Genomic DNA, 13,471 nt, shown 5'->3' with positions numbered 1-13,471 from the left:
GGTGGCGGCGGACAGCACATCCGACGAGCGCGTGAAACTACCCGACGACGTCGCGGACACCGAGACGATCGTGCACGTGATGCGGCACGGTGAGGTGCACAACCCGAAGGGCATCCTCTACGGCCGCCTACCCGGCTTCGGCCTGTCGGTGACCGGACGGTCGCAGGCCGCGGCGGTCGGCCGCGCGCTCGCCGACCACGACATCACGCTGGTGGTGGCCTCTCCGCTGCAACGCGCGCAGGAGACCGCCGGTGCGATCGCCGGACTGCACGAACTGATCGTGCGCACCGACGACAACCTGATCGAGGCGGGCAACACCTTCGAGGGGCTGCGCGTCTCGGTCGGCGACGGCGCATTGCGCAAGCCCCGGCACTGGTGGAAGCTGCGCGACCCGTTCACGCCGTCCTGGGGCGAGCCGTACCTGCAGATCGCGCATCGCATGCTGGCCGCGGTGAACAAGGCTCGCGTGGAGGCCGCCGGTCACGAGGCGGTCGTGGTCTCCCATCAGCTTCCGGTGTGGACGCTGCGCCGCTTCCTCGAGGGCAAGCGCCTGTGGCACGACCCGCGCAACCGCCAGTGCTCGCTCGCTTCGCTGACATCCCTTGTCTACCAAGGGGATACGTTGATCGACATCGTCTACTCCGAACCTGCGGGGGAATCGGATCCGCGGGTGACCGGGGCGTGAACGGCTCGGCACACGACAGATCCGGTGGGTACGACGCACGGCCCGACGGCGTTCGCGCGCGGCACGACGGCCGCGTCACGCAGGGGGCGTCCGGAAAGTTCGGCGCGTCGGAGCAGTCCGGTGAGGGTCGTGTGACCGGACGTCCTGGGCGATTCCGTGTACGTCACGCGTCGCGTGGACGCCGGTCGTGGCGGATCGTGCTGCCGGTTCTGCTCGCGTGCGCGGCGCTGGTGGCGGTGCTCGCCGGATGTTCGACCGGCAGTGATGCGGTGGCGCAGGGCGGGACGTTCCAGTTCGTGTCGCCCGGGGGCAAGACCGATATCTTCTACGATCCGGCCGCGAAGCGCGGGACCATCGGGAAGATGTCGGGGCCGAATCTGCTGACGAACAAGACCATTTCGGTGGACGATTTCCCGAATCAGGTCGTGGTGCTGAATGTCTGGGGGCAGTGGTGCGGGCCCTGCCGGGCCGAGGCCCCCGAGCTGGAGAAGGTGTACCAGCAGTCGAAGGCGCGCGGAGTCGCGTTCCTGGGGATCAATGTGCGTGATCCGGAGCAGGACAAGGCGCAGGATTTCGTCAGCACCAACCACATCCAGTATCCGTCGATCTACGATCCGGAATTCCGAAGCCTGCTGGCCCTGGGCGGAAAGTTCCCGACCAGCGTCATCCCCACCACGCTGGTGCTGGATCGACAGCATCGGGTGGCGGCGGTCTTCCTGCGTTCGCTGCTGGCCACCGATCTGCAGCCGGTGATCGATCGTCTCGCCGCGGAGGGGACGAAGTGAGCCGAATGGGCTGCGCCGAGCATTCGCGGCGTTCCGGACACGGCGCCCGAGGTCGGTCGACATGCAGGTGAGTGTGCTTGCGTCGGTAGGGGATTCGTTCCAGCAGACCGCGGCGTCCGGGCCGTTGCTGCTGGCGCTGGGAGCGTGTCTGCTCGCGGGGCTGGTGTCGTTCGCCTCGCCGTGCGTGGTGCCGCTGGTGCCGGGATATCTGTCCTATCTGGCCGGGCTGGTGGGTGCGGAAGCGCCGCCGGTGACCGTGGCCCAGGCCCAGGAGAGCAAGCGTCCGGAGACCGTGACCCTCGACAAGGCCGGGCGGATGCGCGTGGCGGGGGCGGCGGGTCTGTTCGTCGCGGGATTCACCGTCGTGTTCGTGCTGGCCTCGGCGACGGTGTTCGGCGTCATCCAGACGCTGAACGTGAATCGTGAACTGCTGCAACGTCTCGGCGGTGTGGTCACCGTGCTGATGGGTCTGGTGTTCCTGGGCCTGGTCCCGGCGCTGCAGCGGGACACCCGGATGCATCCGCGGCGGTTGACCGGTCTGGTCGGCGCACCGCTGCTGGGCGCGGTGTTCGCGCTCGGCTGGACGCCGTGCCTGGGCCCGACGCTGTCCGGGGTGATGGCGGTATCCGCGGGCACCGAGGGAACCACCGCCGTGCGCGGGGTGGTGCTGATCGTGGCCTACTGCCTGGGCCTGGGTCTGCCGTTCGTGATCCTGGCCTTCGGGTCGGCCAGCGCGTTGCGCGGGGTCGGCTGGCTGCGTCGCCATTCGCGCACCATTCAGGTGATCGGCGGAATTCTGCTGGTCGCCGTCGGTATCGCGCTGGTGACCGGTATGTGGGACCAGTTCGTGGGGTGGGTCCGCAATATGTTCGTCTCCCGAGTGACTCTCCCGATCTGACTATGACTGCAACCATGTCGGCCCCCGAGGCCCCCGCCCGCCCCCCTCGCCAGTCTCCGCTGCGCAGGATTCTCGCGGTCGTCCGCAACACCTGGCGCGGGCTGACCAGTATGCGCACCGCGCTGATGCTGCTGTTCCTGTTGGCCCTCGCGGCGATTCCGGGCGCGCTGCTGCCGCAACGCTCCCTGAACGCGCAGAAGGTCGACAAATACATCGCCGACCGGCCCACCCTCGGACATCTGATGGACCGGGCGCAGCTGTTCGACGTGTTCTCCAGCTTCTGGTTCACCGCGATCTACGCGCTGCTGTTCATCTCGCTGATCGGCTGCATCGTGCCGCGGGTGTTCGACCACTACACGGCGCTGCGCACGCCGCCGGTCGCCGCGCCGCGCCGGCTGTCCCGGTTGCCGCACCACTATTCGACGAACGTCGAGCAGGCGCCGGCCGAGGTGATCGCCGCAGCGCGCAAGCAGCTTCGCGGCTGGCGGGTGGTCGAGCGTTCTTCCGACGACGACGCGCAGGTCACGCTGTCGGCGGAGAAGGGGTATTTCCGCGAATTCGGCAACCTGGTCTTCCATCTGGCGCTGGTCGGTCTGCTGGTGGCGATCGCGGTCGGCAAGATGTTCGGCTACGAGGGCAACGTCATCGTCATCGCCGACGGCGGCCCCGGATTCTGCACGAGTTCGATTTCGGCGTTCGACTCCTTCCGCGCGGGCAATCTCATCGACGGCACGGGGCTGACCCCGCTGTGCGTGCGCGTCAAGGATTTCCGGGCCGACTATCTGCCCAACGGTGAGGCGCAGATGTTCACCGCGGACGTCTCGTATCAGACCGCGCAGAATCTGGCCGACAACACCTGGCGCGATACGTCGGTGCAGGTGAATCATCCGCTGCGCGTCGAGGGTGATCGGGTGTACGTGCAGGGCCACGGTTACGCGCCGACGTTCACCGTCACCTATCCGAACGGGCAGACCCGCACGCAGTCGGTGCAGTGGGAGCCCACCGGCGATGCGACGTTCCTGTCCAGCGGCGTGATGCGGTTCGATCCGCCCGGCGGGATGTATCCCTCCGATGCGGACAACCGCAAGAATCAGATCGCCATCGAGGGGCTGTTCGCGCCGACGGCTTTCATGCACGGAACCCTGCTGAGCTCGTCGTATCCGGCGTTGACCGATCCGGCGGTGGCCGTGGACATCTATCGCGGTGAGACGGGTCTGGACACCGGTCGCAGTCAGTCGGTGTTCTCGCTGGATCCGGAGATGATCAAACAGGGGCGGCTGGTCAAGCAGACGCGGGTCAATCTGAAGCCCGGTGAATCCTCGACGTTGTCGGACGGGACGAAGGTGCGGTTCGACGGGGCGAAGCAGTGGGCGAATCTGCAGGTCTCGCACGATCCCGCGCAGCAGTGGGTGTTGGTCTGCGCGGTCACGATGATGGCCGGGCTGCTGGTTTCGCTGTTGGTCAAACGTCGCCGGATCTGGTTGCGCGCATATCCGGCCGATGAACGGGACCCGGCGGAGACTCCGGACGACAAACGACGTACCGTAGTAGAAATGGGCGGTCTGGCCCGTACCGACCAGGCCGGGTGGGGCGGTGAGTTCGACCGCCTGCGCGTTCGCCTGCTGGGCGGGTCGCCGACCGAGAGTACGGGAGAGTAGCAATGCCGATCGACGAGAACATCGCCTCCTACAGCGATCTCGCGTTCAAGTCGGCGATCGTGGTGTACGTCCTGGTCTTCGTGATGCTGCTGGTGCAGTACGCCATGGCCTACACCCGTAAGGCCGAGCAGCGCGAACTCGTTGCGGCGGGCGCGAATTCGCCCGCGATGCCGCAGGGGCCGGGCCGGATCACCGAGCCCGCGGGCAAACCGGCCTCGGAGCGGATCGGCAATATGGCCTTCGCCGTGCTGCACGTCGCGCTCGGCTTGCACATCATCTCGATCGTGTTGCGCGGCTTCGCAACTCATCGTTTCCCGCTCGGCAACATGTACGAGTTCGTGACGATGGCGACCGGTGCGGCCGTCACCTTGGGCGTGGTGCTGCTGCGGCACGAACGCTATCGCGGGATGTGGGCGTTTCTGCTGGTTCCGGTGCTGATCCTGATGTTCCTGGCCGGCACGGTGCTGTACGCCGACGCGGCCCCGGTGGTTCCGGCGCTCAAGTCCTACTGGCTGCCCATCCACGTGACGGTCGTCAGCATCGGCAGCGGCGTCTTCCTCGTCGCGGGCGTATCGAGCCTGCTGTTCCTGCTGCGTCTGGTCCAGCCCGCGGGCGAGGAATCCGACAACATCCTCGGCGCGATCGCCCGCCGCCTCCCCGACGCCCGCGCCCTGGACCGCCTGGCCTACCGCACCACCATCATCGGCTTCCCGATCTTCGGCACCGGCATCATCCTCGGCGCCATCTGGGCCGAATCCGCCTGGGGCCGCTTCTGGGGCTGGGACCCCAAGGAAACCGTCTCCTTCATCGCCTGGGTCATATACGCCGCCTACCTGCACGCCCGAGCAACCTCGGGTTGGCGCGAAACCAAAGCCGCGTGGATCAACCTCGCGGGTTTCGTCGCGATGCTGTTCAACCTGTTCATCATCAACATCGTGGTGAGCGGTCTGCACTCGTACGCGGGGTTGAACTAGTACCCCGGTCAGTTCGTTGCGGTAACCGGGTGTCGGGTTGATCCCATGACAGGGAACCGGTCTGCTCCGTGTGCGGTGGAACCCGCCGAGCCGGGTTCGCTCGAGGCGGCCGGCATCCTGCGTCTCTATCTGGCCGAGATGATCAGCCGCTTCTACGGCCGTCCCACCGATGACGCGGAGATCGACCGGCACCTCGCCGAAGGCCACGGCAGCGACGACCTGACCCCGCCGACCGGGCTGCTGCTGCTCGCGCGCCGCGGCGGCGCGGTCGTCGGCTGTGTCGGCCTGCGCCGCCTCGATGCGCAGACACTCGAGCTGACACGCATGTTCGTCCGCCCCGATGTACGCGGTGACGGCGTCGCCGCCGAACTGTTGGGCTCGGCGGAACTCGCCGCCCGCGAATTCGGCGCACGCGCGATCCGTCTCACTACCCGCCAGGATCTCGTGGAGGCCCGCACTCTCTATGCGAAGCACGGATACGCCGAAATTCCGCCGTACGGCGACGACCCGTTGGCAGATCACTGGTTCGAAAAGAAGCTGGACTGAACGAGGACAGCGCGCTGCTCGGAAGTCGGAGCACGCACGAGCCCGCCCATCCGGTACCTCGTCCAGGGTCGCATCCGTGCCGTTCGCGAATCGGGCTCTGATGAGTTTGCCGCCCATCGGCGAAGCCATCCGCAATCTCTCGCAGTGGGGCGTGACGGTGCTCGCCGAGGACGAGCCACACGAGCCGAGGTCGGGAGGCATAGCGCGTGAACAGTTTCCATGGAACAGGCATGGCGCGCACTGCTCGGCCATCCTCGGCTCGATCTGCCGAAATAAGCGAGGGCTTGTTGCCGTAACGGTCGAGCCATAGGCGCTGGCTTGTGCACCGCGGTGGGCGGAGATGACATGGGAAGTGAATCCCAAATCGGGTACCATTATGGGATGAGTACTCAGATTACGGTCAGACTCTCCGACGAGATGGTGATGTACCTGGACCGCACCGTTTCCAGTGGCCAGGCCCCGAGTCGCGCGGCCATCGTTGCGCAAGCGCTCGAGCGGGACCGCCTCCGCCGCGCCGCTGAGCGTGACGCGGAGATCCTCGCTGCTGCCGGGGTGGATCCGGATATGGATGCGCTCGCGCGGTTCGCCGCTGACACCCCGCTGGACGATCTCGGGTGAGGCCGATTCATATTGCGCGCTTGGACAAGACTCGCCCGGTGCTGGTGCTCACCCGAGAAGCGGTTCGGCCGTACCTGGCACGGGTCACCGTCGCGCCGATCACGAGCACGATTCGGGGTTTGTCCACTGAAGTGCGGGTTGGCCCCCGAAACGGGCTCGAACACGACAGCGTGGTCTCCTGCGACAACATCGTGACCGTTCCGGCTGACGCTCTCGGCCGCCTGATCGGCTACCTGAACGCAGATGCCGAACCTGCCCTGACGGCCGCTATCCGATCCGCGTTCGAACTCATTTAGCCGAGGCCTCCTGAACGTCATGGTGCGCGGTGGATCGAGTTCGACGTTGGTTTGGTATGCGGCGTATGGGTCGAATTTACTTGCGGCGCGGTTCAATTGTTATCGGGAGGGTGGGCGGCCGGTGGGGGGTGCGCGGACTTATCCGGGGTTTCGGGATCGGACGGCGCCTCGGGAGACTCGGGGGTTGATGGTGTCGGGGGCGGTGTATTTCGCGTGGGAGAGTCCGGTGTGGACGGGTGGGATTGCGTTCTATTCGGTTCGGGGGATGCGGGATTGGCCGCGGGAGGTGGCGGCTCGGGGGTATTTGTTCACGCTCGAGCAGTTCGAGGATCTTGTTGCGCAGGAGATGTATCGGGAACCTGGGGCGATGCGGATCGATCTGGATGCCGTGGTGCGTGACGGGGCTGTTCGGCTGGGGGAGGGACGGTATGAGACCGTCGTGTATCTCGGGGAGTGTGCTGGATATCCGGTGCTGACCTGTACCGCGTCTTGGGATCCGGCCAGCGTCGAATTGCGCCGTCCCGCACCGCTATATCTGAAGATGTTGGTCGCCGGGCTGCGAGAATCGCACGGGTGGACGGCCGAGCAGATTCACGCATACCTCGCCGGGCTGCCCGGGGTGCGAGGGCTGTGGGATATCGGCGAGCTTCGGGCATTGATCGACGATGTGTGATCGGCGAGTGACTGAGGTCAGTGCCAATGGCCATCCGGCCACTGCCGGATTGGTAGGTGGTGATTCGAGCGCCGGACAGCTGGTTCGGATCGTCGGTGGTGATTGAGGCCCTGGGCGGCTGGATCGGGCCGGGCGGTGGTGATTTTGGCCCTGGGCAACCGGTTCGGATCGTCCGGTGGTGGTTCAGGCCCTGGGCAACCGGTTCGGACCGGTCGGTGATGTTTCAATCCTCGGCGGCTGGTGCAGGCCGGGTGGCATGGCTGCGATGGTGTTCAGACCTCTGGCAGCGGAATGCAGAGCGGCGCGGGCGGCGGCGATCGCGGGGTGGTCGCGGCGGCCTCGGCGGTAGGCGAGGTGGGTGCGGCGGCGGGTGGGTAGCGGGGTGAGGTGGATGGTCGGCGGGGTGGTCAGGACGCCGAGTTCGGGGACGAAGGCGACGCCCTGCCCGGCGGCGACCAAGGCCAGGACGGTGCCGAAATCGTCGGCGTGGTGGCGGATGTGGGGAGTGAAACCTGCTGCCTGGCAAGCACGTTGCGTCATGGTGTGGCACAGCGTGCCGGGTGTTCCGGCGATCCAGGGCGAATTGCGATGTGCGGTCAGCGGTTCGGCGTTCGGCGCGGCCAGGTAGACGGTTTCGGTGAGGAATTCCTCGGTGTCCAAACCGATTTCGGGATCTCGGGGGACGTAGTCGTACTCCTGGACCAGCGCGATGTCCAGGCTCTCCGCGTGCAGGGCGGAGGGGGCGCGGGCCGGATCCAGTTCGGTGATCGACAACTCCAGGCCGGGATGTTCGCGGCTGAGGGTGACCAGGGCGGGGGACAGGATCGCGTGGACCGCGCTCGGGAACGCGCCGATGCGAAGCGTACCGGGGAGTTCGGTTCGGGCCGTGGCCAGTTCGGCGGCGGCCTGTTCCAGGACCGCGAGCACGGTGTCGGCGTGTTCGACCAGACGCAGCGCGGCGGGCGTGAGAGTCACACTGCGGCCGGTGCGTTCGAGCAGCGGCACCCCGGCCTGACGTTCCAGTGCGGACAACTGCTGGGAGACCGCCGAGGGGGTGTAGGACAGCGCCTCGGCCACCCCGGCGATGGTGCCGCGCCGGGCCAACTCGCGCAACAATCGCAGCCTTCGCACGTCGAGCATCAGCTCAGCTTACGTTCGCCGCAAGAAATGCGTAATAGACGTAATGTATTGATTCCGTCAGGCTGGGCCCATGAAACTCACCGGCCTGTTCGTTCCGCTGATCACCCCCTTCACCGCCGCGGGCGAACTCGCCGACGATGCATTGAAGGGGCTGGCCCATCACGTCCTGGACGAGGGCGCGGCCGGAATCGTCGCATTGGGCACCACAGGCGAACCCGCGACGCTCACGAGTGTCGAACGTCACAGAGTTCTGCGGATCTGTGCGACGGTGTGCCGGACTCGCGGCGTCCCGCTCATCGCTGGAGCGGGATCGAATTCGACCGAGGATTCCGCGAACTCGCTTGCCGCGCTCCCGCCCGAGGTATCGGCCGCGCTGGTCGTGGTCCCGTATTACACCCGCCCCTCGGAAGACGGTGTGGTGGAACATTTCCGTCGAATCGCCGCGGCCGCACCGGTTCCCGTGCTGGTCTACAACGTTCCGCAGCGCACCGGCCGCCCACTCGGCGCGCAAACGCTGTGCAGGCTGGCCGAATTGCCGAACGTCGTGGGATTCAAACAGGCGGTCGGCGGCGTCGACGAGGCCACGATCGGCTTCCTCAGCCGGGTACGCGGGGAGGTTGCGGTGCTCTCGGGCGACGATCTGTTCGCCGCGCCGCTGCTTGCTCTGGGCGCGCAGGGCGCCATCCTGGCCTGCGGAAATGTGGCCCCAGCGGGTTATGCGGCACTGATTGCGGCCTGGCGCGCGGGGGCGCTCGAGCAGGCCCGTGATCTGGGCAATCGGCTCGCACCCCTGGCTTCGGCTTTATTCGCCGAGCCGAATCCCGGTGTGCTCAAAGCGGTTCTGGCGGCACAGGGCAGGATCCCCAGCGCGGCGGTGCGGTTGCCGCTGCTCGCGGCGAGTGATGCGGCAAGGCATGCCGCTCTGGAGGCATACGACCTGGTCGGAGTGTAGCTACCCCGGCACAGCGCTGCCCTGGATTGAGACGCCCCAGCGAGAGGCGCTCGGAAAGTTTGCGGCCGGGCGAGGGCTACTCGCCCGAACCGGGGTCGCCGTCGTGGCCCTTGTGTGAGATGCGCCAGAGGAATTCTGGGTCGTCATCAGGGCCGATGACGCGTTTGCGTCGGGAAACCGTATGGCCGGCACCGATACGGTTCGCTCGCTGCGGTCCGAACGCCTTCCAGCACAGCACCGCAACAGCCACCACAGCGATGAGTGCCAACAGGTACGTCACGTCGCTCACCTCCTCTATCGAGGGTAATCCCGTGGACGTACCTGCGGCACCGTGGACGTCGAAAAGAGGTTATACCCGGGTCGCCTCGGTGGTCAGCGACCGCAGCAACTGCATCACCTCGGTCTCGCGAAAGCGCCGGTGGCCACCCGGCGTGCGCAGTGAGCCCAGTCGCCCGGCATGTGCCCAACGGGTGACCGTCTTCGGATCAACATGGAACAATGCCGCAACTTGGCCTGGGGTCAGGAGGGCCTCCTGGCCGTTGACGGAACCAAACGTGCGGCTCGCCGCGGTGATCGCAGTCATTCGCAAACCTTTCCGTAATCGACAGTTCCCTCATCAGATAGCGACATCGTTGCACCGGACCCCCCACGTACTCGAATGATCTAACGTTGGTAAAGGGGAAGTAATAGACAAATCGGATAAGCGTACGGCTTTGTGATTTGGAACGTTTCACTCTTCTGGCGAATCTTCAGCGATCGCCGCGGTGTGGTCCGTGGCCGATCGAGGGCGTTCGGGCGCGTCGCCTAGGCTGGTGCACGTGAGTGATGCAGCATCCCGTCCGGACGACGCGCCTGCCGGTGGAGTCTCCGGTTCGCCGGGGCGGCGGCTGGCGCGCAATCTGGCGCTGTACACCGTGGCCCGGCTGGCGCTGGTCGCGATCATCGCCGCCGTCATCGTGCTGGTCGCGCACGTGGTGAAGGTCGACATTCCGGTGATCGTCGCGCTGCTGTTCGCCCTGATCGTCGCCATGCCGCTGTCGCTGCTGCTGTTCAAGCGGCTGCGCTCCCGGGTGAATCAGGACATCGCCGCGGTCGACGAGCGACGTCGCACCGACAAGGCGCAGCTGCGCGCTCGCATGCGCGGCGAGTAGCTCCCGAACGCGGCGTACGAACGCCGCACTCTCTTCGTATTCGCTCCCGGTGAACGACTTCCTTGTGATGTCAATTTTCGTTGACGCGCGCCGAGTGTCAACGTAAATTGACGTCTATGAGTGAAGCGACAACCCTGGCGGCCGCCGCCGGCAGTCCCGACCCCACGGTCGGCCTGCGCGCGGTGCTGGCCTTACGGCGGTTGCTCGAGCGGCTCGAGGCGATCCAGGTGGGTAATGCCCGCTCCCAGGGCTGGTCCTGGCAGGCGATCGCGGAGGCACTCGAGGTCAGCCGGCAGGCGGTCCATCAGAAGTACAATCGGAGAGGCGGGATCGGCTGATGTTCGAGAGGTTTACCAAAGCGGCGCGGTATGCGGTCGTGATGGCGCAGGAGGAGGCGCGCATGCTGGGCGCGCCGAACATCGACGTCGAACATCTGCTGTTGGGGCTGGCCGCCGGGCCCGACGACGGAATTCGGAAAGTATTGGCGAGCGGTGGAATTACCGCAGCAACGATCCGGGAATCGCTGTCGCGTAAGCGTTCCGCCGAGCCGCTGGGCGAACAGGACGCTGCCGCACTGCGATCCATCGGGATAGATCTCGACGCCGTTCGCGAAAGTCTGGACGCCACCTTCGGCGCGGATGCGCTCGATCGCGCGGCCGCACCGGAAAAGCCGCGCGGGCGTTTCGGTTTCGGCGGGAATGGTGGGACGAATTTCGGGCACATCCCGTTCACCAAGGCGGCGAAGAAGGTGCTCGAATTGTCACTGCGGGAGGCAATTACGCGCAGCGACAATCGAATCGAGGCCGCGCACGTTCTGCTCGGTGTACTGCGTGCGCCCACCCCGCGCACCGTCGAACTGCTCGGCGGCGACGAGGGCGTCGAGGGGATTCGCCGCGCGGTGCACGATCTGCTGGACCGGGCCGCCTGAGGCGGTGGAGGCCGATTGATTCGCGTATCCGGTGGCCGGGCGTCGTGCCGGTTAGCATGGCGCCATGGCCCTCTTGCTACGCCTGATCATCAACGCCGTCGCGATCTGGCTCGCGTCCGCCCTGGTGCGCAATATCGAGCTGATCAGCCCCGCCGAGCACGGCACCAGCGGCAAGGTGATCGTGGTGCTGATCGTCGCGGTCATCTTCGGATTGGTGAACGCGCTGGTCAAGCCGATCGTCAAACTGCTGTCCCTGCCGTTGGTGATCGTCACCCTGGGTCTGTTCCTGCTGGTCATCAATGCCCTGATGCTGTGGCTGACCGCCGTGATCACCGCCACCACCGAGTACGGCCTGCGCGTGCACGGCGTCTTCGCGGCGGTGGCCGGAGCGATCATCATCACGGTGGTCAACTGGGTGCTGGGCATCTTCGTGCCCGAGGGCGGCCGGGACTAACTTCTCGTTGGTTTGGTCCCGGTGAGCAGCCGGGTCGGCAGCAGCGGGGTGCCCCACCACATCCGCCAGCCGAGGTTGCGCAGCTCCAGATCGACCATGCCGAGCTCGCGCAGCCGCGCCCGATAGCGGTTCGTGAACGCCAGATCCGCGACAACCAGCCGTCCCCCGGGCCGCAGCACGCGGAACGCCTCATCGATGGCGGTGCGGCGGCCTGCGGCGTCGGGGATGTTGTGGATCGCGACGTTGCTGATGATCAGGTCGAACTCGTTGTCGGAGAACGGCATCCGGGTCATATCGCCGGTCACCAGCTCGACCCGGCCGGCCACGCCCTCGAGTTCGGCGTTGCGCCGGGCGGATTCGGGACTGTTGCCGGTCTGGTCCGCCTGCCAGATATCGATGCCGACCGCACGTCCGCCGGGCAGGAGTTCGGCGGCCATGCACAGGATCGCGCCGCGGCCGCAGCCCAGCTCCAGCAGCCGCTCGTTCCCGCGCAGCCGCAGACCGGTCAGAATCCGTTCCCACACTTCGTATTTCCCGACCTTGGTGGTCCGCAGGAACGAGCCCACGAACAGCACGAGCCCCAGCGCGCACACCGCGGGTATCACCGCGCCGACCACGACTCCGATCGCTGCGAAATACACTGTCAGCGCGATCAGTACGGTCAGGATCACCGCGGCGATGATCGCCTGCCCGCGCGCGGACACCGTCCCGTAGTCGCCGTCCAGGCCGTATTCGCCGCGGCGCGGACGCAATCGCGACGCGTCCGGAACGCCTCTCACATCGTTGCTCATCGGTACCTCACTGTGAATTGTGTTGCGGGCACCGTCAGCATGGGCCGCCGCGCCGGGGCGGGTCTTGAAGAAATGTTCCGGCCTGCGGTTGCCACGCGACCGGGTCGACGGTCAGCCAGGGCGCTCGCGCGACCTTCGCCGGTGTCATCCCGGTGAAGGCCAGGACGTCGTGATGCAGGTGCGACTGGTCGGCGAAACCGCAGTCCGCCGCGACCGACGCGGCGGTGCGCCCGGCTGCCAGGAGATGAACGGCGTGGTCGAAGCGGATCAGATTCGCGGCGTATTTCGGGGTCAGGCCGGTATGCGCGCGGAACCGGGACCACAGGCGCTTGCGGCTCCAGCCGACCTCGTCCGCCAGCCGGTCCACTCGAACCCGCCCGTGACCGCGCACCATGCGATCCCAGATCCAGGTGAGCTCGGGGTCGGCGGTGCGGCCGGTCGCGCGGCGCAGCATCAGGGCGCGTCGCGCGAGTGCGAAGCGGGCGTCCCACGACGGGGCGGCGCGCAACTGCTCGTGCAGGAGTTCCGTATCGGGTCCCCAGAATTCGGCCAGGTCCAGAAATTCCCCGCCGAGTTGCGGCGCGACCTCCGAAACAGCCTGTGCCAGCAGCGGAGACAGCCGGATCTGCAGGAGTTCCACATCCCGCGCGCAGCCGCGGATACCGCCCGGCGCGACGCCGACGACGACGCTGCCGTAGCGCCGCTCGCCGGTGCCGTCGTCCATGATCAGCGCATCGTCACCGAGGTCGATGAACATGGTCAGGGCCGGGTACGGGACCACGTCCAGGGCGAGAGCGTCCTCGGCTCGTCCGTGGAAGCCCGCCATGCTCAGTCCGGGCAGCCGGTCGCCGGGCGAGGGCATCGCGACATCCACTTCGGCGTCGGCGATGCGGACCCGTTCGACAGGCATATCTCATGGTAG

19 protein-coding genes are annotated in these 13,471 nt (G+C 66.8%); 14 read left to right on the top strand and 5 right to left on the bottom strand.

The features are described from left to right. Positions 1 to 79 precede the first annotated feature (79 nt). The 9 genes from K7711_RS03720 (at position 80) to K7711_RS03680 (ending at position 7,133) form a co-directional block, all read left to right on the top strand. Positions 80 to 685 carry a histidine phosphatase family protein gene (locus K7711_RS03720; RefSeq protein WP_051193759.1) on the top strand — a complete coding sequence of 202 codons (606 nt, stop codon included), beginning with the start codon at positions 80 to 82 and terminating at the stop codon, positions 683 to 685. A gap of 194 nt (positions 686 to 879) precedes the next feature. After that, the gene (locus K7711_RS03715; RefSeq protein WP_222966623.1) at positions 880 to 1,470 is read left to right on the top strand and encodes a TlpA disulfide reductase family protein; all 591 of its coding nucleotides are present in this window, start codon (positions 880 to 882) and stop codon (positions 1,468 to 1,470) included. 61 nt (positions 1,471 to 1,531) lie between these two features. Further along, on the top strand, positions 1,532 to 2,368 hold the full coding sequence (locus K7711_RS03710; RefSeq protein WP_222964829.1) for a cytochrome c biogenesis CcdA family protein: 837 nt from the start codon (positions 1,532 to 1,534) through the stop codon (positions 2,366 to 2,368). After that, entirely contained in the window at positions 2,365 to 4,026 is a 1,662-nt protein-coding gene (locus tag K7711_RS03705) for a cytochrome c biogenesis protein ResB (protein WP_222966621.1), read from the top strand. The genes K7711_RS03710 and K7711_RS03705 overlap by 4 nt, the downstream gene beginning before the upstream one ends. A gap of 2 nt (positions 4,027 to 4,028) precedes the next feature. Next, positions 4,029 to 5,000: a c-type cytochrome biogenesis protein CcsB gene (ccsB, locus tag K7711_RS03700; RefSeq protein ID WP_222964827.1), complete on the top strand. Its 972-nt coding sequence runs from the start codon at positions 4,029 to 4,031 to the stop codon at positions 4,998 to 5,000. 45 nt (positions 5,001 to 5,045) lie between these two features. Further along, complete coding sequence (locus K7711_RS03695) at positions 5,046 to 5,546, top strand: GNAT family N-acetyltransferase (RefSeq protein WP_222964825.1); 501 nt, start codon at positions 5,046 to 5,048, stop codon at positions 5,544 to 5,546. Between the two features lie 381 nt (positions 5,547 to 5,927). Beyond that, positions 5,928 to 6,164, top strand: coding sequence for an antitoxin (locus K7711_RS03690; RefSeq protein ID WP_222964823.1), 237 nt, complete (start codon positions 5,928 to 5,930; stop codon positions 6,162 to 6,164). After that, positions 6,161 to 6,460 (top strand): type II toxin-antitoxin system PemK/MazF family toxin, encoded by a 300-nt coding sequence (locus tag K7711_RS03685; protein ID WP_222964821.1) that lies wholly within the window; start codon positions 6,161 to 6,163, stop codon positions 6,458 to 6,460. The genes K7711_RS03690 and K7711_RS03685 overlap by 4 nt, the downstream gene beginning before the upstream one ends. Positions 6,461 to 6,644: 184 nt before the next feature. Beyond that, positions 6,645 to 7,133: a histone deacetylase gene (locus K7711_RS03680; RefSeq protein WP_235746539.1), complete on the top strand. Its 489-nt coding sequence runs from the start codon at positions 6,645 to 6,647 to the stop codon at positions 7,131 to 7,133. A gap of 183 nt (positions 7,134 to 7,316) precedes the next feature. Here the strand turns inward: K7711_RS03680 and K7711_RS03675 are convergent, their stop codons facing one another. After that, the gene (locus tag K7711_RS03675; RefSeq protein ID WP_222964817.1) at positions 7,317 to 8,273 is read right to left on the bottom strand and encodes a LysR family transcriptional regulator; all 957 of its coding nucleotides are present in this window, start codon (positions 8,271 to 8,273) and stop codon (positions 7,317 to 7,319) included. A gap of 70 nt (positions 8,274 to 8,343) precedes the next feature. Here K7711_RS03675 and dapA point away from each other — a divergent pair, with 70 nt between their 5' ends. Next, positions 8,344 to 9,225: a 4-hydroxy-tetrahydrodipicolinate synthase gene (gene dapA, locus K7711_RS03670; protein ID WP_222964815.1), complete on the top strand. Its 882-nt coding sequence runs from the start codon at positions 8,344 to 8,346 to the stop codon at positions 9,223 to 9,225. 76 nt (positions 9,226 to 9,301) lie between these two features. Here the strand turns inward: dapA and K7711_RS03665 are convergent, their stop codons facing one another. Further along, positions 9,302 to 9,505, bottom strand: a complete 204-nt coding sequence (locus tag K7711_RS03665) for a hypothetical protein (RefSeq protein ID WP_040828427.1) — start codon at positions 9,503 to 9,505, stop codon at positions 9,302 to 9,304. A gap of 69 nt (positions 9,506 to 9,574) precedes the next feature. Next, positions 9,575 to 9,808, bottom strand: a complete 234-nt coding sequence (locus K7711_RS03660) for a BldC family transcriptional regulator (protein ID WP_040828156.1) — start codon at positions 9,806 to 9,808, stop codon at positions 9,575 to 9,577. Between the two features lie 235 nt (positions 9,809 to 10,043). Between K7711_RS03660 and K7711_RS03655 the strand changes: the two genes are divergently transcribed. The 4 genes from K7711_RS03655 to K7711_RS03640 all read left to right on the top strand — a co-directional run bounded on the left by K7711_RS03655 (position 10,044) and on the right by K7711_RS03640 (position 11,758). After that, positions 10,044 to 10,376, top strand: a complete 333-nt coding sequence (locus K7711_RS03655) for a DUF4229 domain-containing protein (protein WP_040828155.1) — start codon at positions 10,044 to 10,046, stop codon at positions 10,374 to 10,376. Between the two features lie 116 nt (positions 10,377 to 10,492). After that, a complete protein-coding gene (locus tag K7711_RS03650) occupies positions 10,493 to 10,714 on the top strand; it encodes a hypothetical protein (protein WP_040828154.1) in 222 nt (73 codons plus the stop codon). Beyond that, the gene (locus K7711_RS03645) at positions 10,714 to 11,304 is read left to right on the top strand and encodes a Clp protease N-terminal domain-containing protein (protein WP_222964813.1); all 591 of its coding nucleotides are present in this window, start codon (positions 10,714 to 10,716) and stop codon (positions 11,302 to 11,304) included. The genes K7711_RS03650 and K7711_RS03645 overlap by 1 nt, the downstream gene beginning before the upstream one ends. Positions 11,305 to 11,368: 64 nt before the next feature. Further along, a complete protein-coding gene (locus K7711_RS03640) occupies positions 11,369 to 11,758 on the top strand; it encodes a phage holin family protein (protein ID WP_222964811.1) in 390 nt (129 codons plus the stop codon). On the opposite strand, the gene K7711_RS03635 is transcribed toward K7711_RS03640, so the two are convergent. Then, a complete protein-coding gene (locus K7711_RS03635) occupies positions 11,755 to 12,549 on the bottom strand; it encodes a class I SAM-dependent methyltransferase (protein ID WP_235746538.1) in 795 nt (264 codons plus the stop codon). The genes K7711_RS03640 and K7711_RS03635 overlap by 4 nt on opposite strands. Positions 12,550 to 12,583: 34 nt before the next feature. Beyond that, positions 12,584 to 13,459 carry a helix-turn-helix domain-containing protein gene (locus K7711_RS03630; protein WP_222964809.1) on the bottom strand — a complete coding sequence of 292 codons (876 nt, stop codon included), beginning with the start codon at positions 13,457 to 13,459 and terminating at the stop codon, positions 12,584 to 12,586. Positions 13,460 to 13,471 lie beyond the last annotated feature (12 nt).

The organism is Nocardia coffeae, from assembly GCF_019890715.1.
In the GTDB taxonomy this organism is placed as follows: domain Bacteria; phylum Actinomycetota; class Actinomycetes; order Mycobacteriales; family Mycobacteriaceae; genus Nocardia; species Nocardia jiangxiensis.
The sequence above is the reverse complement of the archived record's forward strand: the minus strand, read 5'-3'. Positions and strand labels throughout refer to the sequence as shown.

Excerpts from the sequence above, each read along its gene's own strand:
- K7711_RS03720 (WP_051193759.1), top strand. The coding sequence starts at position 80 with ATGCGGCACGGTGAGGTGCACAACCCGAAGGGCATCCTCTACGGCCGC.
- K7711_RS03710 (WP_222964829.1), top strand. The coding sequence starts at position 1,532 with ATGCAGGTGAGTGTGCTTGCGTCGGTAGGGGATTCGTTCCAGCAGACC.
- ccsB (WP_222964827.1), top strand. The coding sequence starts at position 4,029 with ATGCCGATCGACGAGAACATCGCCTCCTACAGCGATCTCGCGTTCAAG.
- K7711_RS03695 (WP_222964825.1), top strand. The coding sequence starts at position 5,046 with ATGACAGGGAACCGGTCTGCTCCGTGTGCGGTGGAACCCGCCGAGCCG.
- K7711_RS03690 (WP_222964823.1), top strand. The coding sequence starts at position 5,928 with ATGAGTACTCAGATTACGGTCAGACTCTCCGACGAGATGGTGATGTAC.
- K7711_RS03675 (WP_222964817.1), bottom strand. The coding sequence starts at position 8,273 with ATGCTCGACGTGCGAAGGCTGCGATTGTTGCGCGAGTTGGCCCGGCGC.
- dapA (WP_222964815.1), top strand. The coding sequence starts at position 8,344 with ATGAAACTCACCGGCCTGTTCGTTCCGCTGATCACCCCCTTCACCGCC.
- K7711_RS03660 (WP_040828156.1), bottom strand. The coding sequence starts at position 9,808 with ATGACTGCGATCACCGCGGCGAGCCGCACGTTTGGTTCCGTCAACGGC.
- K7711_RS03650 (WP_040828154.1), top strand. The coding sequence starts at position 10,493 with ATGAGTGAAGCGACAACCCTGGCGGCCGCCGCCGGCAGTCCCGACCCC.
- K7711_RS03645 (WP_222964813.1), top strand. The coding sequence starts at position 10,714 with ATGTTCGAGAGGTTTACCAAAGCGGCGCGGTATGCGGTCGTGATGGCG.
- K7711_RS03640 (WP_222964811.1), top strand. The coding sequence starts at position 11,369 with ATGGCCCTCTTGCTACGCCTGATCATCAACGCCGTCGCGATCTGGCTC.
- K7711_RS03635 (WP_235746538.1), bottom strand. The coding sequence starts at position 12,549 with ATGAGCAACGATGTGAGAGGCGTTCCGGACGCGTCGCGATTGCGTCCG.
- K7711_RS03630 (WP_222964809.1), bottom strand. The coding sequence starts at position 13,459 with ATGCCTGTCGAACGGGTCCGCATCGCCGACGCCGAAGTGGATGTCGCG.